The sequence below is a fragment of the Streptomyces sp. NPDC048277 genome (genome assembly GCF_040652235.1).
Classification (GTDB): Bacteria; Actinomycetota; Actinomycetes; order Streptomycetales; family Streptomycetaceae; genus Streptomyces.
The window spans coordinates 899,784-917,249 of the sequence record NZ_JBEZLQ010000001.1 but is presented as its reverse complement, the minus strand read 5'-3'; the positions used below and the strand labels follow the sequence as shown (position 1 = coordinate 917,249).

Annotated in this window: 13 protein-coding genes and 1 riboswitch; of the genes, 7 read left to right on the top strand and 6 right to left on the bottom strand. The window is 69.5% G+C overall.

Annotated features, from left to right (window positions below):
- Nucleotides 1-501 precede the first annotated feature (501 nt).
- Nucleotides 502-1,287 carry a glucosamine-6-phosphate deaminase gene (gene nagB, locus AB0D85_RS04290; protein ID WP_362313177.1) on the top strand — a complete coding sequence of 262 codons (786 nt, stop codon included), beginning with the start codon at nt 502-504 and terminating at the stop codon, nt 1,285-1,287.
- Nucleotides 1,288-1,354: 67 nt separating this feature from the next.
- Here nagB and AB0D85_RS04285 read toward each other — a convergent pair whose 3' ends face one another.
- From AB0D85_RS04285 to AB0D85_RS04270, 4 genes are all read right to left on the bottom strand, one after another.
- Complete coding sequence (locus tag AB0D85_RS04285) at nt 1,355-2,839, bottom strand: glycoside hydrolase family 3 protein (RefSeq protein WP_362313174.1); 1,485 nt, start codon at nt 2,837-2,839, stop codon at nt 1,355-1,357.
- Nucleotides 2,840-2,848: 9 nt separating this feature from the next.
- A complete protein-coding gene (locus tag AB0D85_RS04280; protein ID WP_362313171.1) occupies nt 2,849-3,688 on the bottom strand; it encodes a carbohydrate ABC transporter permease in 840 nt (279 codons plus the stop codon).
- Entirely contained in the window at nt 3,685-4,659 is a 975-nt protein-coding gene (locus tag AB0D85_RS04275; protein ID WP_362313168.1) for a sugar ABC transporter permease, read from the bottom strand. Before AB0D85_RS04275 ends, AB0D85_RS04280 begins: the two co-directional genes overlap by 4 nt.
- 176 nt (nt 4,660-4,835) lie before the next feature.
- A complete protein-coding gene (locus AB0D85_RS04270) occupies nt 4,836-6,128 on the bottom strand; it encodes an extracellular solute-binding protein (protein WP_362313166.1) in 1,293 nt (430 codons plus the stop codon).
- Nucleotides 6,129-6,438: 310 nt separating this feature from the next.
- Between AB0D85_RS04270 and AB0D85_RS04265 the strand changes: the two genes are divergently transcribed.
- The 3 genes from AB0D85_RS04265 (at nt 6,439) to mctP (ending at nt 9,221) form a co-directional block, all read left to right on the top strand.
- On the top strand, nt 6,439-7,203 hold the full coding sequence (locus AB0D85_RS04265) for a GntR family transcriptional regulator (RefSeq protein ID WP_362313163.1): 765 nt from the start codon (nt 6,439-6,441) through the stop codon (nt 7,201-7,203).
- A 123-nt stretch (nt 7,204-7,326) separates the two neighbouring features.
- Complete coding sequence (locus AB0D85_RS04260; protein ID WP_362313160.1) at nt 7,327-7,596, top strand: DUF3311 domain-containing protein; 270 nt, start codon at nt 7,327-7,329, stop codon at nt 7,594-7,596.
- Complete coding sequence (gene mctP / locus AB0D85_RS04255) at nt 7,593-9,221, top strand: monocarboxylate uptake permease MctP (RefSeq protein WP_362313158.1); 1,629 nt, start codon at nt 7,593-7,595, stop codon at nt 9,219-9,221. The genes AB0D85_RS04260 and mctP overlap by 4 nt, the downstream gene beginning before the upstream one ends.
- Before the next feature lie 34 nt (nt 9,222-9,255).
- On the opposite strand, the gene AB0D85_RS04250 is transcribed toward mctP, so the two are convergent.
- Nucleotides 9,256-12,876, bottom strand: coding sequence for an ATP-binding protein (locus AB0D85_RS04250; protein ID WP_362313156.1), 3,621 nt, complete (start codon nt 12,874-12,876; stop codon nt 9,256-9,258).
- A gap of 176 nt (nt 12,877-13,052) precedes the next feature.
- Between AB0D85_RS04250 and AB0D85_RS04245 the strand changes: the two genes are divergently transcribed.
- The 3 genes from AB0D85_RS04245 to AB0D85_RS04235 all read left to right on the top strand — a co-directional run bounded on the left by AB0D85_RS04245 (nt 13,053) and on the right by AB0D85_RS04235 (nt 17,235).
- Nucleotides 13,053-13,559: a GNAT family N-acetyltransferase gene (locus tag AB0D85_RS04245; protein WP_362313154.1), complete on the top strand. Its 507-nt coding sequence runs from the start codon at nt 13,053-13,055 to the stop codon at nt 13,557-13,559.
- A gap of 77 nt (nt 13,560-13,636) precedes the next feature.
- A riboswitch (cobalamin riboswitch) is annotated at nt 13,637-13,715 on the top strand.
- A gap of 146 nt (nt 13,716-13,861) precedes the next feature.
- Nucleotides 13,862-16,228, top strand: a complete 2,367-nt coding sequence (locus tag AB0D85_RS04240; protein WP_362313152.1) for a ribonucleoside-diphosphate reductase subunit alpha — start codon at nt 13,862-13,864, stop codon at nt 16,226-16,228.
- The gene (locus AB0D85_RS04235) at nt 16,228-17,235 is read left to right on the top strand and encodes a ribonucleotide-diphosphate reductase subunit beta (RefSeq protein ID WP_362313151.1); all 1,008 of its coding nucleotides are present in this window, start codon (nt 16,228-16,230) and stop codon (nt 17,233-17,235) included. The genes AB0D85_RS04240 and AB0D85_RS04235 overlap by 1 nt, the downstream gene beginning before the upstream one ends.
- On the opposite strand, the gene AB0D85_RS04230 is transcribed toward AB0D85_RS04235, so the two are convergent.
- On the bottom strand, nt 17,148-17,390 hold the full coding sequence (locus AB0D85_RS04230; protein WP_362313150.1) for a hypothetical protein: 243 nt from the start codon (nt 17,388-17,390) through the stop codon (nt 17,148-17,150). The genes AB0D85_RS04235 and AB0D85_RS04230 overlap by 88 nt on opposite strands.
- Nucleotides 17,391-17,466 lie beyond the last annotated feature (76 nt).

Here is a 17,466-nt window from a genome sequence, read left to right as displayed (position 1 = left end):
GGGCCGCGGCGCCTGAGAGGGACCCTCAACCCTCTCGGCACCGCAGCCCGGAGCAGCAACGGCCGCGGGGTGTGCGGTCCCGGTCGGCCGAAGGTGAGGATCCGGGGCAGTCAGGGCAGAGAGCTCCGGTTCCTCGGTCCGCCTTCCTGTGCGGGGAAGACGGAAGAGTGCGACTGTGCCGTACGGCCTGCCGTACGGGTTCAGCCCTCGTACGCAATTGTGGACTAGACCACGGTGTGTGTCCATGCGTTGGAGACTGTTCACAGTTGGTGCGATCGCAGCCTAGCCCGCCGGGGTCGGGCGTGGGGGCGGATGGCCGGGGCAATTTCCCGCGATCGGGCGGGGTCCGCCCGATCTCCGAGGATGTTTTTCATCATTCACCCCATCTGACGTATTCACGTAACCTCGCAGGCTGGTTCTGTTAGATTGATCCCGCCAGATTGGTCTAAACCACATAGCCACTCCAGACCCTCCAGCTCTCTTCAGAACGGCAGGCCCAGCGTGGAAGTTGTCATCGTTCCGGATGCCGCGGCGGGTGGCGAGCTGATCGCCGAGGCCATGGCCCAGCTGCTGCGCCACAAGCCGGACGCGCTGCTCGGAGTGGCCACGGGCTCGACCCCGCTGCCCGTCTACCAGGCCCTCACCGCCAAGGTCCGCGCCGGCACCGTGGACACCTCCCGGGCACGCATAGCCCAGCTCGACGAATACGTGGGCCTGCCGGCCGACCACCCCGAGTCCTACCGCTCCGTACTGCGACGCGAGGTCCTGGAACCACTCGGCATCGGCATGGACGCCTTCCTCGGCCCCGACGGCACCGCCGCCGACATCCAGGCCGCCTGCCAGGCCTACGACACAGGCCTGGCCACCGCCGGCGGCGTGGACCTGCAACTGCTCGGCATCGGCACCGACGGACACATCGGATTCAACGAACCCTGCTCCTCGCTCCGCTCCCGGACCCGGATCAAGACGCTCACCGAGCAGACCCGCATCGACAACGCCCGGTTCTTCGACGGAGACGTCGACCAGGTCCCCCACCACGTGATCACCCAGGGGATCGGCACGATCCTGGAAGCCCGGCACGTGGTGCTGCTCGCGACCGGTGAGGGCAAGGCCGACGCGGTCGCCGCGACCGTCGAAGGGCCGCTGGCCGCGGTGTGCCCCGCGTCGGCGCTGCAGCTGCATCCCCATGCGACTGTTGTCGTCGACGAGGGAGCGGCTTCCAAGCTGAAGCTTGCGGATTACTTCCGGTACACCTTTGTCAACAAGCCGGAGTGGCAGGGGATTTAGGGGTCGTGGGTTCTCTGCGGGACGGTGGGGGCTGGTCGCGCAGTTCCCCGCGCCCCTAAAGGGGCGCTCACGCGCCCGCAAGAACCTCCGCCGCTGCCCGACCGCACACCCTCGCCGCTCCGTGTGTCGCTATGTGCAGGGCGCCCCTCGGTGTCGCCTGGGGTACGCCCATTTCCACCACGATCGTGTCGGGGCGGGCCTTGAGCAGGGTGTCGAGGGCTCTGCCCATCCACTCGTGGCGGTGTTCGTCGCGTACCACCGCGACGATCCGGCGCTCCCCCGCCGCCGCCAGGGCCTCCTCGCCCGCGTGCTCGCCGGTGAAGCTGCCGGTCTCGGTGCCGGGCAGGAGGCGGGTCAGTTCGGCGGCGATGCCCCAGGGGGTCTCCGTGCTCACGGCGATGTTGACCATCGGCGTGAGGGAGGCGACGAAGGGGGCTGTGACCAGCGGGGCGAAGGAGTCGACGCGCGTCACATGAAGCGCGCGACGGGCCGCGACAAGGCCGATGTCGGTGCCCGCGTGGTCCGGGTGGGCCGGCTGTGCCGCCCTCGTCCAGCGGGCCAGCGCCCGTACCCGTTCCGCCGCCTCCGCCAGGCGCTCCTCCGGCAGTTCGCCGGAGCGGACCGCCGCGACCAGGGCGTCGCGCAGGCGCCGTACCGTCTCCTCGTCCGACAGGCCGCCGCCCACGCAGATCGCGTCGGCTCCGGCGGCCAGGGCGAGGACGCTGCCGTGTTCGATGCCGTAGGTCGCGGAGACGGCCCTCATCTCGATGCCGTCGGTGACGATCAGGCCGTCGTAGCCGAGTTCGGTGCGGAGGAGGCCGGTGAGGATGTCGGGGGACAGCGTCGCCGGTCGGGCCGGGTCCAGGGCCGGGACCAGGATGTGCGCGCTCATCACGGCTCGGCTGCCGGCGGCGATGGCGGCCCGGAAGGGGGCCAGTTCGCGGGCGTTCAGGACGTCGGCCGGCGCGTCGATGCGGGGCAGGGCGAGGTGGGAGTCGACGGCCGTGTCGCCGTGGCCCGGGAAGTGCTTGGTGCAGGCGGCCACCCCGGCCGCCTGGAGGCCGGTGACATAGGCGGCCGTGTGGCGGGCGACCAGGTCCTGGTCGGCGCCGAAGGAGCGGACGCCGATGACCGGGTTGGCCGGGTCGGAGTTGACGTCGGCGGACGGGGCCCAGTTGAAGTTCACCCCGCAGGCGGCGAGGCGGCGGCCCAGTTCGAGGGCGACCTGGCGGGTCAGTTCGACGTCGTCGACGGCGCCGAGGGCGTGGTTGCCGGGGAAGGAGGAACCGGTGCGGACCTCCAGGCGGGTGACGTCGCCGCCCTCCTCGTCGATCGCCACCAGGACGTCGTCCCGTTCGGCGCGCAACTGGGCGGTGAGGGCGGCGAGTTGCTCGGGCGAGGCGATGTTGCGGCCGAACAGGCCCACGGAGGCGAGTCCTTCGCCGAGCCGGCGCAGCAGCCAGTCGGGGGCGGTGGTCCCGGTGAAACCGGGCTGCAGGACCGTCAGCGCGTCGCGGGTGAGGGTGTCAGTGCCGCTCGCGAATGTCGTCATCGGATGGGGTTATCCCTTCACGGCGCCAGCGGTCAGGCCCGCGGCCATCTTGCGCTGGACGAGGAGGAACAGGACGACGATCGGCACGGCCATCATGGTGGAGCCGGCCATCATCGGGGCGTATTCGGTGCCGTGCTTGGTGGTGAAGTTGGCGAGCCAGACGGTCGCGGTCTGGTGCTCCTGGCTGAGCAGCATCAGGGCGTAGAGGTACTCGTTCCAGGCCTGGATGAAGGCGTAGACCGAGGTGGCGACCATGCCCGGGGCGAGCAGCGGGAAGACCACGCGGATGAAGGCGCCGGTGCGGGAGCAGCCGTCGACCATGGCGGCCTCCTCCAGCTCCTTCGGGATGTTGACGATGAAGCCGCGCAGGGTCCACACCGTGAACGGCAGGATGAAGGTCAGATAGGTGATGATCAGGCCGCTGAGCTTGTCGTACTGGTCCAGGTCGTTGAGGAGCAGGAAGACCGGGATGATCATGGCGACCAGGGGGACCATCTGGACCGCGAGGATGCCGACGATCACGACCTTCCGGCCGCGGAAGGCGAACCGGGAGATGGCGAGGGCGGCGAGCAGGCCGATGACCATGCCGATCGCGACGACGGAGAGGGAGACGATCAGGCTGCGGCCGACCGGGCCCCAGAAGTCGGCGATGTCCAGCGCGCGGCGGAAGTTGGAGAGGGTGATGCCGGTGGGCAGCAGGCTCGGGTCCGGGTCGATGGCGTCCTTCGCCGGCTTGAACGCGGTGTTGAGCATCCAGTAGACGGGGAAGCCGGCCGTGACGAAGACGAGGAGGCCGAGCAGGTTCCAGCCCCAGCGTGACCCCTTGCGGGCGGTGGCGACGGTGCTCATTCGACCTCTCCGATCTTCAGCATCTGGCGCATGTAGACGGCGACGACACCGAGCAGGAGGAGCACGGTGAGCAGGGCGATCGCGGAGCCCTGTCCGTAGTCGTTGACCACGAAGGCGCGGTCGTAGGAGTAGGTGGTCAGCAGCTGGAACTCGGGCTCGGGGTGGCCGCCGCGCATCACGAAGACCTGCGGGAAGACACCCATGTCCCAGATGACCGACAGGGTCGTGAGCATCACGATGATCGGCTTGAGGATGGGGAGCGTGACGTACCGGAAGACGCCCCAGGCGCCCGCGCCGTCGAGGCGGGCGGCCTCCTCCAGCTCCTTGGGGACCTGGGTGAGTCCGGCGCCGAGGGTGATGACCACGAAGGGCACGGCCCCCCAGACCACCAGGAGCATGATCACGGCCAGGCCCTGCGGCCCGCTGGCGAACCAGTTGTGGCCGATCATCTCGACCCCGGGGAGCTTGCTGAGCAGGGCGTTGAGGATGCCGTAGTCGGAGTCGAAGAGCCACTTGAAGAGCGTGGTGGCGACGATGACCGGCATGCCCCAGCTGGCCACCAGCACGATGTTGACCAGGGTCTTCACCCAGCCGGAGACCCGCTGGAGCAGCAGGGCGATGAGCATGCCGACGACCATGGTGAAGACCACGCAGCCGACGGCGAAGACGATCGTGCGCAGCACGACCTGCCAGAACTCACCGTCCCCCAGCACCCCGGAGAAGTTCCCGAACCCGACCCACTCGGCCGGCTTGAACCCCCACAGCTGGGACTGCCCGAACCGCTGGAAGGAGAGCGTGACCAGCCGGTAGAGGGGATAGCCGAGGACGAGCCCGAGAATCCCCAGACAGGGCGCGAGCAACAGCCAGGGCACGGCCGCCCCGCCGGAGCGCCGGTTCGCGCGTGGTCTTTGCGGGGACTCCGGTGGCGGTGCCGGCACCTTGGCGGGTGTGGTCGTATCAACGGCACTCATCGTGCGCTCCTAAGCAGATGAAGAGAGGCCAGCAGCAGCGCCCCGTCAGGGGCGCGGGGAACTGCGCGACCAGCCACAACGCACCGGCACGAACCCGCCAACCCGTCGCGGCACTTTCCGAGATCACCCACCGGCCGGACCTGACCCCCCGTCGACCAGGCCCGGCCGCAGGCCGACTAGTTGGTGCTGTTGATGACCTTGTCGATCGCCGCGTCCGCTTCCTTCGCGGCGGCCGCCACCGTCTCCTTGCCGGTACCGATGTTCTGCAGCATGTTCTGCAGCACCTGCGCCTTCTCGACCTGCCCCCAGCCCGGCGCCATCGGCACGAACCAGTTGGACTCGGCCGCGGTGGCCGGCACGGCCGTCGCCGGGTCGCTCTTCAGCGTCGCGAGGTCGGTCTTGTTGTTGGGCAGGTTGCCCTTGGCCATCAGGCCCTTCTGACCGGAGGGGCCGGTGAACGCGTTGATCCACTCGGCGGCGACGCCCTGCGCCTTGGACTTCACCGGGATGGCGAGGTCGGAGCCCCCCAGGAAGACCGGCATGTTCTTGCCGGACGGGCCGGGCATCACGAAGTTGACGAGGTTGTTCTTCAGCTTGCCGCCGGTCTTGTCGTTCTTCGGGTCCGCGGCGGTCGCGCCCTCCCAGGCCGCACCGAAGATCATCGCCGACTTGCCCTGGCCGTAGACGATGTACCGGTCGGACTCGTCCTTGGTCTTGTCACCGTGCATGTACTTGTCGATGACGGTCTTGAACTCGTCGAGGCCCTTGATGGACTCGGGCGAGGAGAGGTTGCCCTGCCACTTGCCGCCGGACTCGACGGCGATGGAGCCGCCGGCGTCGTAGACGAAGGACATGGCCGCGTACCAGTCACGGGTGGGCTGGTACCAGGCGCTGAACTTGTCGCCTTCCTTCTTCTGGATCTTGTCCAGGTCGGCGGTCAGCTCGGTGTAGGTCTTCGGCGTGGTCTTGATGCCGGCCGAGGCGGCGATGTCCTTGCGCCAGTTGGCGACGCGGCCGCCGGCGTAGTACGGCACGCCGTAGGTCTTGCCCTGGTAGGTGACGGAGGCCTTGAGGCCGTCGAGCCACTGGTCGGAGTTGGTGAACTGGGAGGCGTCGACGGGGGCGAAGGCGCCCTTGACCATGTAGCTGAGCATCTCGGTGTTGCCCATCTCGACCACGTCGGGGGCCTTGTCCGTGGCGAGGACGGCGTCCAGCTTGGTGTTCTTGTCCGGCCAGCCGTAGTACTCGTGGTTGATCTTGATGCCGGGGTGCTTCTTCTGCACGGCCGCGTCGGCGGCCTTCACCAGGTTCGGCCAGTTGTTCTGCGCGTCCACGGTGAGCCAGACGGTCAGCTCCTTGGCGTCCGCCCCCTTGCTGGAATCCCCGCCGTCCTTCTTGTCACTGCCACATGCCGCGATGGAGACGACCATGCCCGCGATACCGATCGCGGCTATCAGCCTGCGCTTCACGCCACCCTCCTCAGGATGCCCACACACCCCCCGGGCCATGAGGCCGGGAATCTGGACCAATGGTGTAGACCAGTACCGGGAGCTTGGACCAGACCACGAAGCCTGTCAAGAGACCCAGAAACACCCCTGACCAGCCGTTATGGGACCTATATATGCAGGAACCTTTAAGTAAGAAGGCAGCGAAAAGAGCACCGGCGGAGTACTCTCGTCCGCTAGACCAGTCGGCCTTGTGGACTAGACCAGAAGAGGCGGCGACGGTATACAGAAGGGATCACGATGTGACCCACACCGGGAGCCGGGAAGGCGGAGCATGAGCACCGACGTCAGCAGTGCGGAGAACGAGAGCGGGACAGCCGTCCGTACCGCGCGCGTGCCCAAGTACTACCGCCTGAAGAAGCACCTGCTGGAGATGACGGAGACGCAGGCGCCCGGCACCCCGGTCCCGCCGGAGCGCACGCTGGCCGCGGAGTTCGACACCTCCCGCACCACCGTCCGCCAGGCCCTCCAGGAACTGGTCGTCGAGGGCCGTCTGGAGCGCATCCAGGGCAAGGGCACCTTCGTCGCCAAGCCGAAGGTCTCCCAGGCGCTGCAGCTCACCTCGTACACCGAGGACATGCGCGCCCAGGGCCTGGAGCCGACCTCGCAGCTGCTGGACATCGGCTACATCACCGCCGACGACCGGCTGGCCGGCCTGCTCGACATAAGCGCGGGCGGCCGGGTGCTGCGCATCGAGCGGCTGCGGATGGCCAACGGCGAGCCCATGGCGATCGAGACCACGCACCTGAGCGCGAAGCGCTTCCCGGCGCTGCGCCGCTCCCTCGTCAAGTACACGTCCCTCTACACCGCCCTCGCCGAGGTGTACGACGTCCATCTCGCCGAGGCCGAGGAGACCATCGAGACCTCGCTGGCGACGCCGCGCGAGGCCGGCCTGCTCGGCACCGACGTGGGCCTGCCGATGCTGATGCTCTCCCGGCACTCACTGGACCGCGAGGGCCAGCCGGTGGAGTGGGTGCGCTCGGTGTACCGCGGTGACCGCTACAAGTTCGTGGCCCGCCTCAAGCGCCCGCGGGACTGACGCGGAGCGCCTTTCACAGAATCGACATACCGATGGCCCGACGGCTACTTCCGCTGCCGTGACACCGTGACCTAGATTGCCTGCGCATTACACAGGCGAACGGTGAGGGGACGGAGCCGCGGTATGTCGGATGTACCTGAAGTGAGGCAGCCGGTGGTGACACCGATACGCGTGGTGATCGCCGTCTGCCTCGTGGCGCCCTTCGTGGCGATGCTGTGGGTGGGCTCGTACGCCAAGACGGACCCGGCGTTCATCGGGATCCCGTTCTTCTACTGGTACCAGATGTTGTGGGTGCTGATCTCCACCGCGCTCACGATGACCGCGTACCAGCTGTGGCAGCGTGACCAGCGCGCCCGCAGGGCCGAGAGCGCGAGCGGGGGTGCGCAGCGGTGAAGGACGGTGTGAACGGCGTCGCGCTCGGCGTCTTCGTCTTCTTCTTCCTGGCCGTCACGGTCATGGGCTTCCTGGCCGCGCGCTGGCGCAAGGCCGAGAACGAGCACTCCCTCGACGAATGGGGCCTGGGCGGCCGGTCGTTCGGGACCTGGGTCACCTGGTTCCTGCTCGGCGGCGACCTCTACACGGCGTACACCTTCGTCGCCGTACCGGCGGCGATCTACGCGGCGGGCGCGGCCGGCTTCTTCGCGGTGCCGTACACGATCCTGGTCTACCCGCTGATCTTCACGTTCCTGCCGCGGCTGTGGTCGGTGTCCCACAAGCACGGCTATGTGACGACCTCGGACTTCGTGCGCGGCCGCTTCGGCTCCAAGGGGCTCTCGCTGGCCGTCGCCCTGACCGGCATCCTGGCAACGATGCCATACATCGCGCTGCAGCTCGTGGGCATCCAGGCGGTCCTCGACGTGATGGGTGTCGGCGGCGGCGACGGCACCAACTGGTTCGTGAAGGACCTGCCGTTGCTCATCGCCTTCGGTGTGCTGGCGGCCTACACCTACTCCTCCGGTCTGCGGGCGCCCGCCCTGATCGCGTTCGTGAAGGACGGGCTGATCTACCTCGTCATCGCGGTGGCGATCATCTACATCCCGATCAAGCTGGGCGGCTTCGACGACATCTTCGCCAAGGCGGGCAACGCGTTCGCCCAGGTCAACCCGGCCACCGGCAAGCCGCGTGGCGCGCTGACACCGGCCGATCCCAACCAGTGGACGTACGCCACGCTGGCGTTGGGCTCCGCGCTCGCCCTGTTCATGTACCCGCACTCGATCACGGCGACGCTCTCCTCCAAGAACCGTGACGTGATCCGCCGCAACACCACGATCCTGCCGTTGTACTCGCTGATGCTGGGCCTGCTCGCCCTCCTCGGCTTCATGGCGATCGCGGCCGGGGTCAAGGTCACCAACGGGCAGCTGGCGATCCCCCAGCTGTTCGAGAACATGTTCCCGGACTGGTTCGCGGGCGTGGCCTTCGCCGCGATCGGCATCGGCGCCCTCGTGCCGGCGGCCATCATGTCCATCGCGGCCGCGAACCTCTTCACCCGCAACATCTACCGGGACTTCATCAAGCCGGACGCCACGCCGAAGCAGGAGGCCCAGGTCTCCAAGATCGTGTCGCTGCTGGTGAAGGTCGGCGCGCTGATCTTCGTCCTCACCATGGACAAGACGGTCGCCATCAACTTCCAGCTCCTGGGCGGCATCTGGATCCTGCAGACCTTCCCGTCGCTGGTGGGCGGCCTGTTCACCCGCTGGTTCCACCGCTGGGCCCTGCTGGCGGGCTGGGCGGTCGGCATGGTCTACGGCACGGTCGCGGCGTACGGCGTGGCCTCCCCCACCCAGAAGCACTTCGGCGGCAGCGCCAAGGAGATCCCGGGCATCGGCGAGATCGGCTACATCGGTCTGACGGCGTTCGTGATGAACGTGGTGGTGACGGTGGTCCTGACCTTCGTCCTGAAGGCGCTGAAGGCCCCGGAGGGCGTCGACGAGACCGCGCCGGAGGACTACACGGCGGACGCGGGCGAACCCGGCGTCCAGGTGGAACTGCCGCCGGCCACCGCGGGATCCGCGCACTGACGAGACAGCCCCGGCCGGGCGCACCCCTGACTTCCTAGTCGCGGGTGCGCCCGGCCATCGCGTCCCAGAAACGGTCCAGTTCACGGACGCGCATGCCGACCCAGGGCGGTGTCCTGCGGTGCAGGAGCCGGGGGAACCAGCGGCGTACCCGGCCCGGCAGCAGGGCCTGCTGCTGGCGGCAGAACGGCTCGCGGATCTCTCCCCGGGGCAACCAGCCCCGGGGAGGGTACGGGCAGAGCTGGAACGTGCAGTCGGGCAGACAGGCTGATCCGGGTGCGGGCGGGGTGGAGGTGCCGATCCGCAGTCCGGGACTCAGCGGCTCCCGGTCCGTGCGGATGCACGGAGGCAGCGGCGTACCGGACTGCTCCGCACGGGCCATGCGTTCCTCGACCTCGTCCGGATGCCCGTCGCGTTCGATGAGGTTGAGCATGACCAGCACGTCGGCGACGAGGCGCTGCGCGCGCGGGTCGAGGGTGCTCCAGCCGACCGACGGCGGGATCCACAGGCTGTGCCTGCGGTAGCCCCCGGGGTGCTCGGCGCGGGCACCGATGTTGTCGGCGACACTCTTCTCGTCGATCCACAGGAACCGCTCGGGCTGCCCCGTCTCCAGCGCGAGGGCCACCAGATCGCCCGCCTCGGCGACGAACGGATGCAGGCGTCGCCGGACCTGGCCGCCGTTCTCTCCGGGCGGTCCCGGAGCCGTGTTCTCCGCGCCCGCCATGGACAGCCAGCGCTCCACCCTCTGTACGGCGGTGGCCCCGCCGTGCGAGTTCGGCCAGGGCCCGTCGGCGTGGCCGCCGTTCGGGCCCGGCGTGGCGTACCCCTGGTGGTCGTGGCGGGCGGTCAGGTCCGTGAGTTCCCACAGGCACAGCGCCTGGACCAGGCTGAGCTGCGCGTACCAGCAGCGGGACTGCTGCAGCACGGTCTCCGCCTGGCGGATCAGGTCGACGCAACCGCCCGGGCGGGCGTGGGGGTTCCGTCGGCGTCGGTTGGCCGCGTACTTGAAGCCCTGGGCCAGCGCGGCTTCCAGGGCCAGCGGCAGGTCGGGGGTGCCGCCGGTGAACTTGGGGTCCAGGTGGCGCAACCACTTGGTGAGGCGTTCCCGGGCCTCGTCGCGGTGGGCCTCGTCGACCGAGTCCAGGAGCATGGGGAGCGACCAGGCCCGTATCACGAACTCCCGGAAGAGAGCCACCCGTTGTTCACGGTAGCGCCGCTTGAGCTCCTGCCGGTCGTGCTGCAGCCGCCGGATGTGCTCGGCCGACGCGGCCTGCGCGGATGCCCCGGCCGCTCTCGCCCGCCCCATGCGCGCGGCCCACGTCTCGTAGGCGCGCCTCTTCCGGACCTTCAGGTTCTCGAGCCGGTCGTTGTACTCCTTCACGGGATCGGTGTTCAGCCCCACCCGCTCGCGGATCACGGCGAACGCCGCGTTGCCGCCTGCACCGACCTCCTGGGCGACGGCCAGGCGGATGGAGTAGGAGGGCTCCTCGATGCCCAGTTGGATGAGCTCCCAGTACAGCGGGGTGGTGTCGATCCGGTCGGAGACCTTCCGCAGCGCGGCTCCGAGTTGTTTGATCAGCCTCCGCTTGGCGTCCCGCAGGCTGCGCCGGTCGCCCTTGACCCCGGGCCAGCACGCGCGCACCGCGGCGACGATGTCGCCCAGCCGTCTCGGATCGTCCTCCCCGCTCTCGATCTCCACGGCCGCCGCGTAGAGGTCGAGGGCCTTCGGGTCGTCCGTACGACGGCCCGCGGCCGCCCTGAGGCGGTGGGCCGGGGTGCGGCCCCGCACGGGCGTCTGCCGGACCAGTTCGCCGATCTCCCTGCGCATCTCGGTCCGGATCCCGCTCCCCCTCCCCCCGGCGCCGGCCGACCGCGCCCGGGACAGCAGCACCAGGGCGATGAGCAGCTCACGGCTGGGACCGGGCGGCTGCAGCGCCTCCTCGACCAGTTCGCCGGCGCCCCGCTCCCCCAGGTGGTTCAGCACCCGGTAGCCGAAGTAGGCCTGGACGATGCTGTGCGGGAAACGGACCTTGTGCTCGGAGCCCTCCACCAACTTGAGCTTGCTCGCGTGGGCCGCGAGGCGGGAGAGGCCGGCCTGGCACTGGTCCATGTTCCCCTCGCTCAGCCGCCTGCGTTCCTCGTCGCCGAGCCGCCGGCACAGCACGTCCCACATCTGCTGCCGGTGCCAGAGGGAGAGGTCGTTCCCGTGCTTTCCGTACCGGTCGAAGGCGAGGCCGGCCCACAGGTGCTCCGCCCTGGCCCGGGCGCGCCCCACCGGACCGGGATGGAGGACCTCCGGGTCGAGCAGTTCGGCGAAGCCCACCTCCAGCTTGTCCTGGAGCAGTCCGACGCAGGCCAGGGCCGAGACCGCCTCGAGGGCGTCGCGCCGCTCCTGCGGGGTCAGCGCGACGTCCTCGCGCAGTCTCCCCTCGCACAGCGCCTCGGCCCAGGTCTCCAGCAGCCACAGCCGCACGGCGGCGCGATCACGGCGACGGGTGTTCAGGTGCTGCGGCTCGTCGCCCGGGCGATCGTGGTCCAGGGCGCCGTGCCGGTGGAGTTCACGGGCGATGTGGAGGTAGACGGGTGACTCGGTCACCTCCGCCGTCTCCACGATCCATTCGAGCCGGCGCTCGTCGCAGTCCGGGACGCCCGCTTCGACGAAGCGCAGCGCCGCCTCCTCGCCGAGCGGTTCCAGCTCGACGATCGCGGCGGAGGTGGTCTCCAGCGGACTGTGCGGACGGGACGCGATGACCAGGGGGAGCTTCTCCTCGCGGGCGAGCTCGATGGCACGGCGGATGACGTTGTCCCGGTTCTGCTGGTGACCGTCGTCCAGAAGGGCCTCTTCCAGCCCGTCGGCGAGGACGACCGGCTTGTCGTCGGCGAGGAGTTGCTGCCAGACCCGGTCGGTCTTGCTGCGCGCCAGGATGCCCTTGGGCGCCTCGTCGGTGAAGCGCCGCTTGGCCAGGTGTTCGAAGTTCAGATCGGCCCCGTCACCGGCGTCCCGCAGCCGGATCGGGACCGGTACGGCGTTCTGCCGGGCCAGGAGTTCGGTGAGCCGTACCAGCACGGCGGTCTTCCCCGCGCCGACCCCGCCGACGAGCAGATACGGCCGGCGGGTGTCGCGCTCCCGCAGCCGCTCGGCGATGACCTGGGCGACCTCTTCCCGGCCCACGATCTCCGCGGTGTCCGGCCCGGCGGTGGGCACCAGCCTGCCGGGGTCCCGCAGCGCCTTGGCGAGGTAACGGCGTTTGGTCCAGCGGTACCACCAGAACAGGAAGAGCGCGGCGGCGATCGAAGCGGCGAGGATCGGACCGACGAACTTGAAGACGGTGTCGAACCCCTGGTTGTGCTGCCGCCAGTGCTCGAACACGGTGGTGTGGCTCACGCTCACGATGTAGAGGCCCTCGACGCACCAGGCGAGCAGCGTGAGCACGGCTGCCAGCCAGACCAGCCTGGTGACATTGGCGTACGAGGCCCATCTGCGCCACTTCCTGGGGCGGGCGGTGCCCCGGCGGGCCTCCAGACGGATCGTCAGGGAGTGCCAGTGGCGGACGAGACGGCGTCCGGCCCGGCTGCCCGTGCGCCTCGGATCAGGTGTCGCCATCGGCGCGGCGCGCGGTCGCTCCTTGCCGGGCGGGTGACGGACGGCCCTCGTCATCGCGTGTTCCTTCCGAGAGCGGTACTCGGGACCAGGGATCTGAGGGGCGAGGGGCGAGGGGCGAGGGGCGACCACAGCTACCTCCATGGAATCACTCCCGCCCCACCCCGCAACCCGGCCGCGGCACGGCGGAAACCCCGTGCCCGGCCGTGGGGGCCTGCGGAAGACTCGGGGCCATGGACATCGTGATCAGGCGCGCGGAACCCGGCGAGTACGAGGCCCTCGGCGAGTTGACCGCACAGGCCTACCTCCGGGACGGACTCCTGGACTTCGGTGAGAGCGACGCCTACCTCGGCGAACTGCGGGACGTGGCGAAGCGCGCCGCGGCCGCGGAGGTCCTCGTGGCCGTGGCGGCCGGCCGGCTCCTGGGCGGCGTCACCTTCGTCGGCCGCCCCGGACCCATGGCCGACATCGCCGCCCCCGGAGAGGCCGAGATGAGGATGCTCGCGGTCGCCGGGGCGGCCCGCGGCCGGGGCGCGGGTGAGTCCCTCGTCCGCGCCTGTGTCGACCGCGCACGCGCCACCGACGGCTGCGTACGGATCGTCCTGTCGACCCAGCGCACCATGAGGGCCGCCCACCGGATCTACGAACGCCTGGGCTTCGTCCGCACACCGGAGCGGGACTGGAATCCCCTGCCGGAGCTGGCCGACGTCACTCTCCTCACCTATGAGTTGACGCTCTGACACCACCGCGACACAACATCTGGGGGTGACACGACAACCCGGCACTAGATGTATGCTCATGCTCGCTGTCGCCGCAGGGGAATCCGGTGCGAATCCGGAACTGTCCCGCAACGGTGTACTTGTGCATATCTGTGCGCAGGAGTCAGTCCGAGGACCTGTCGACAGCACGCCCGGCCGTCCGGCCCGGGTGTACTGACGTCCGGGCCTCGTGGAGTGGGCCGGGGACGCGACACGCGTGCGCTCGCCCGTGTGCTGCCCCCTGCCCTCCGCCAGGCCCCGTGCCGAGCGAGGGAGAGCCCCACGTGACCATCGCGCCAGCCGACCCGGTTTCAGCGACCATCTCTGTGGAAGAGGACGGTCCTGGTACCGCGTTGTTGCGGACCCTGACCGAGCTGACCGCCGACCTCCCCGACGCCGACCCCGGCCGGGTCGCCGCCGCCGCGTTGCGCGGCCGGTCCGCCCGGGCCGACGAGTCGGAGTTGCGCGAGCTGGCCACGGAGGCGGCCGCCGGCCTGATCTCGGAGGACCCCGCGTACTCGCGGCTGGCCGCCCGCCTGCTCACCGTCTCCATCCGCGCCGAGGCCGCCTCGCAGGGTGTGACGTCCTTCACCGAGTCCGTGGCGGTGGGGCACCGCGAGGGGCTCATCGCCGACCGGACCGCCGAGTTCGCGCGCCTGCACGCGGCCCGTCTGGACGCCCTGGTCGACCCGGCCGCCGACGACCGCTTCGGCTACTTCGGCCTGCGCACGCTGCACAGCCGCTATCTGCTCCGGCACCCGATCACCCGCCGTGTGATCGAGACGCCCCAGCACTTCATGCTCCGGGTGGCCGCCGGTCTCGCCGAGGACGACACCGCTCGCGCACTGGACGAAGTCGCCGCGCTCTACCGCCTGATGAGCCGCCTCGACTACCTCCCGTCCTCCCCCACGCTCTTCAACTCCGGCACCCGGCACCCCCAGATGTCGTCCTGCTACCTCCTCGACTCCCCGAAGGACGAGCTGGACTCGATCTACGACCGCTACCACCAGGTCGCCCGCCTCTCCAAGCACGCCGGCGGCATCGGGCTTTCGTACTCCCGGATCCGCAGCCGCGGTTCGCTGATCCGGGGCACCAACGGGCACTCCAACGGCATCGTGCCGTTCCTGAAGACCCTGGACGCCTCGGTCGCCGCCGTGAACCAGGGCGGCCGGCGCAAGGGCGCGGCCGCGGTCTACCTGGAGACCTGGCACTCCGACATCGAGGAGTTCCTGGAGCTGCGCGACAACACGGGTGAGGACGCCCGTCGTACGCACAACCTGAACCTCGCGCACTGGATCCCGGACGAGTTCATGCGCCGGGTGAACGCCGACGAGCAGTGGTCGCTGTTCTCCCCCGCCGACGTCCCGGAGCTGGTGGACCTGTGGGGCGCGGAGTTCGACGCGGCCTACCGCAAGGCCGAGGCCGACGGCCTCGCCCGCAAGACCATCCCGGCCCGCGACCTGTACGGCCGGATGATGCGCACCCTCGCGCAGACCGGCAACGGCTGGATGACCTTCAAGGACGCGGCCAACCGCACCGCGAACCAGACGGCCGTGCCCGGCCATGTCGTGCACTCCTCCAACCTCTGCACGGAGATCCTGGAGGTCACGGACGACGGCGAGACGGCGGTGTGCAACCTCGGCTCGGTCAACCTCGGTGCCTTCGTCGACACGGCGACCGGGGACATCGACTGGGAGCGGCTGGACGAGACCGTCCGCACCGCCGTGACCTTCCTCGACCGGGTCGTCGACATCAACTTCTACCCGACCGAGCAGGCCGGCCGTTCCAACGCCAAGTGGCGGCCGGTCGGCCTGGGCGCCATGGGCCTCCAGGACGTCTTCTTCAAGCTGCGGCTGCCCTTCGACTCCCCCGAGGCGAAGGCGCTCTCCACCCGGATCGCCGAGCGGATCATGCTCGCCGCGTACGAGGCCTCCGCCGACCTCGCCGAGCGCGGCGGCCCGCTGCCGGCCTGGGAGAAGACCCGTACCGCGCAGGGCGTGCTGCATCCCGACCACTACGGCGTCGAGTTCACCTGGCCCGAGCGCTGGGCGGCGCTGCGCGCGCGGATCGCGACGACCGGCCTGCGCAACAGCCTGCTCCTCGCGATCGCCCCCACCGCCACCATCGCCTCGATCGCGGGCGTGTACGAGTGCATCGAGCCCCAGGTCTCCAACCTCTTCAAGCGCGAGACGCTCTCCGGCGAGTTCCTCCAGGTCAACTCCTACCTGGTGCAGGACCTCAAGGACCTCGGCGTCTGGGACGCCCGCACCCGTGAGGCGCTGCGCGAGGCGAACGGCTCGGTGCAGGACTTCGTGTGGATCCCGCAGGACGTGCGCGACCTCTACCGCACCGCCTGGGAGATCCCGCAGCGCGGTCTGATCGACATGGCCGCCGCCCGCACCCCGTACCTGGACCAGGCCCAGTCCCTGAACCTCTTCCTGGAGACGCCGACCATCGGCAAGCTCTCCTCGATGTACGCGTACGCCTGGAAGTCGGGCCTGAAGACGACGTACTACCTGCGCTCGCGCCCGGCGACCCGCATCGCCCGCGCCGCCCAGGCCCAAGCCACCATCCCCGTCCAGCAGACGGCCGACCCCGACGCGGTCGCCTGCTCCCTGGAAAACCCCGAGTCCTGCGAGGCCTGCCAGTAATGTCCAGCAAGAACCTTCTCGACCCCGGCTTCGAGCTCACGCTCCGTCCGATGCGCTACCCGGACTTCTACGAGCGCTACCGGGACGCCATCAAGAACACCTGGACCGTAGAGGAGGTCGACCTCCACTCCGACGTGGCCGACCTCGCGAAGCTGTCCCCCATGGAGCAGCACCTGATCGGCCGTCTGGTCGCGTTCTTCGCGACCGGTGACTCGATCGTCGCGAACAACCTGGTGCTGACGCTCTACAAGCACATCAACTCCCCGGAGGCGCGGCTCTACCTGAGCCGGCAGCTCTTCGAGGAGGCGGTGCACGTCCAGTTCTACCTGACCCTGCTGGACACCTATCTGCCCGATCCGGAGGACCGCGCCGCCGCGTTCGCGGCCGTGGAGAACATCCCCTCCATCCGCGAGAAGGCCGAGTTCTGCTTCCGCTGGATGGACTCGGTGGAGAACCTGGACCGGCTGGAGTCCCAGGCCGACCGCCGCCGCTTCCTGCTCAACCTGATCTGCTTCGCCGCGTGCATCGAGGGCCTGTTCTTCTACGGCGCCTTCGCGTACGTCTACTGGTTCCGCAGCCGGGGTCTGCTGCACGGTCTCGCCACGGGCACCAACTGGGTCTTCCGTGACGAGACGATGCACATGAGCTTCGCGTTCGACGTCGTGGACACGGTCCGCAAGGAGGAGCCGGAGCTCTTCGACGACGAACTCCGCCGGCAGGTCACCGACATGCTGCGGGAGGCCGTCGAGGCGGAGCTGCAGTTCGCCCGTGACCTGTGCGGTGACGGTCTGCCGGGCATGAACACCGACTCGATGCGCCAGTACCTGGAGTGCGTCGCCGACCAGCGGCTCGGCCGCCTCGGCTTCGCTCCGGTGTACGGCTCGGAGAACCCCTTCTCCTTCATGGAGCTGCAGGGGGTTCAGGAGCTGACCAACTTCTTCGAGCGGCGCCCGTCCGCGTACCAGGTGGCGGTGGAGGGCACCGTCGACCTCGACGAGGACTTCTGAACCTCCCTCCCGCTGTGTGCCTCGTGGGCCTCCCTGATCTGCCGGTCGATGCGCCTGTCGCGCAGGATGCCGAGCACGGAGGGGAGGGCCATGAGGACCAGGATCCCGAGGACCAGGGCCATTCCGACGAGAGCTTCGATCTGGTTTCCATTCATGTGCACAACTCTGGCTCCGGATCCGCCTGCCCGTGAGTGGCAGGACTGCCGCACACCCTCGAATAACTGCCATCGG

Coding starts and splice junctions, on each gene's coding strand:
- AB0D85_RS04285 (WP_362313174.1), bottom strand. CDS start 2,839: ATGACGACATTCGCGAGCGGCACTGACACCCTCACCCGCGACGCGCTG.
- AB0D85_RS04280 (WP_362313171.1), bottom strand. CDS start 3,688: ATGAGCACCGTCGCCACCGCCCGCAAGGGGTCACGCTGGGGCTGGAAC.
- AB0D85_RS04275 (WP_362313168.1), bottom strand. CDS start 4,659: ATGAGTGCCGTTGATACGACCACACCCGCCAAGGTGCCGGCACCGCCA.
- AB0D85_RS04265 (WP_362313163.1), top strand. CDS start 6,439: ATGAGCACCGACGTCAGCAGTGCGGAGAACGAGAGCGGGACAGCCGTC.
- AB0D85_RS04260 (WP_362313160.1), top strand. CDS start 7,327: ATGTCGGATGTACCTGAAGTGAGGCAGCCGGTGGTGACACCGATACGC.
- AB0D85_RS04250 (WP_362313156.1), bottom strand. CDS start 12,876: ATGACGAGGGCCGTCCGTCACCCGCCCGGCAAGGAGCGACCGCGCGCC.
- AB0D85_RS04245 (WP_362313154.1), top strand. CDS start 13,053: ATGGACATCGTGATCAGGCGCGCGGAACCCGGCGAGTACGAGGCCCTC.
- AB0D85_RS04235 (WP_362313151.1), top strand. CDS start 16,228: ATGTCCAGCAAGAACCTTCTCGACCCCGGCTTCGAGCTCACGCTCCGT.
- AB0D85_RS04230 (WP_362313150.1), bottom strand. CDS start 17,390: ATGAATGGAAACCAGATCGAAGCTCTCGTCGGAATGGCCCTGGTCCTC.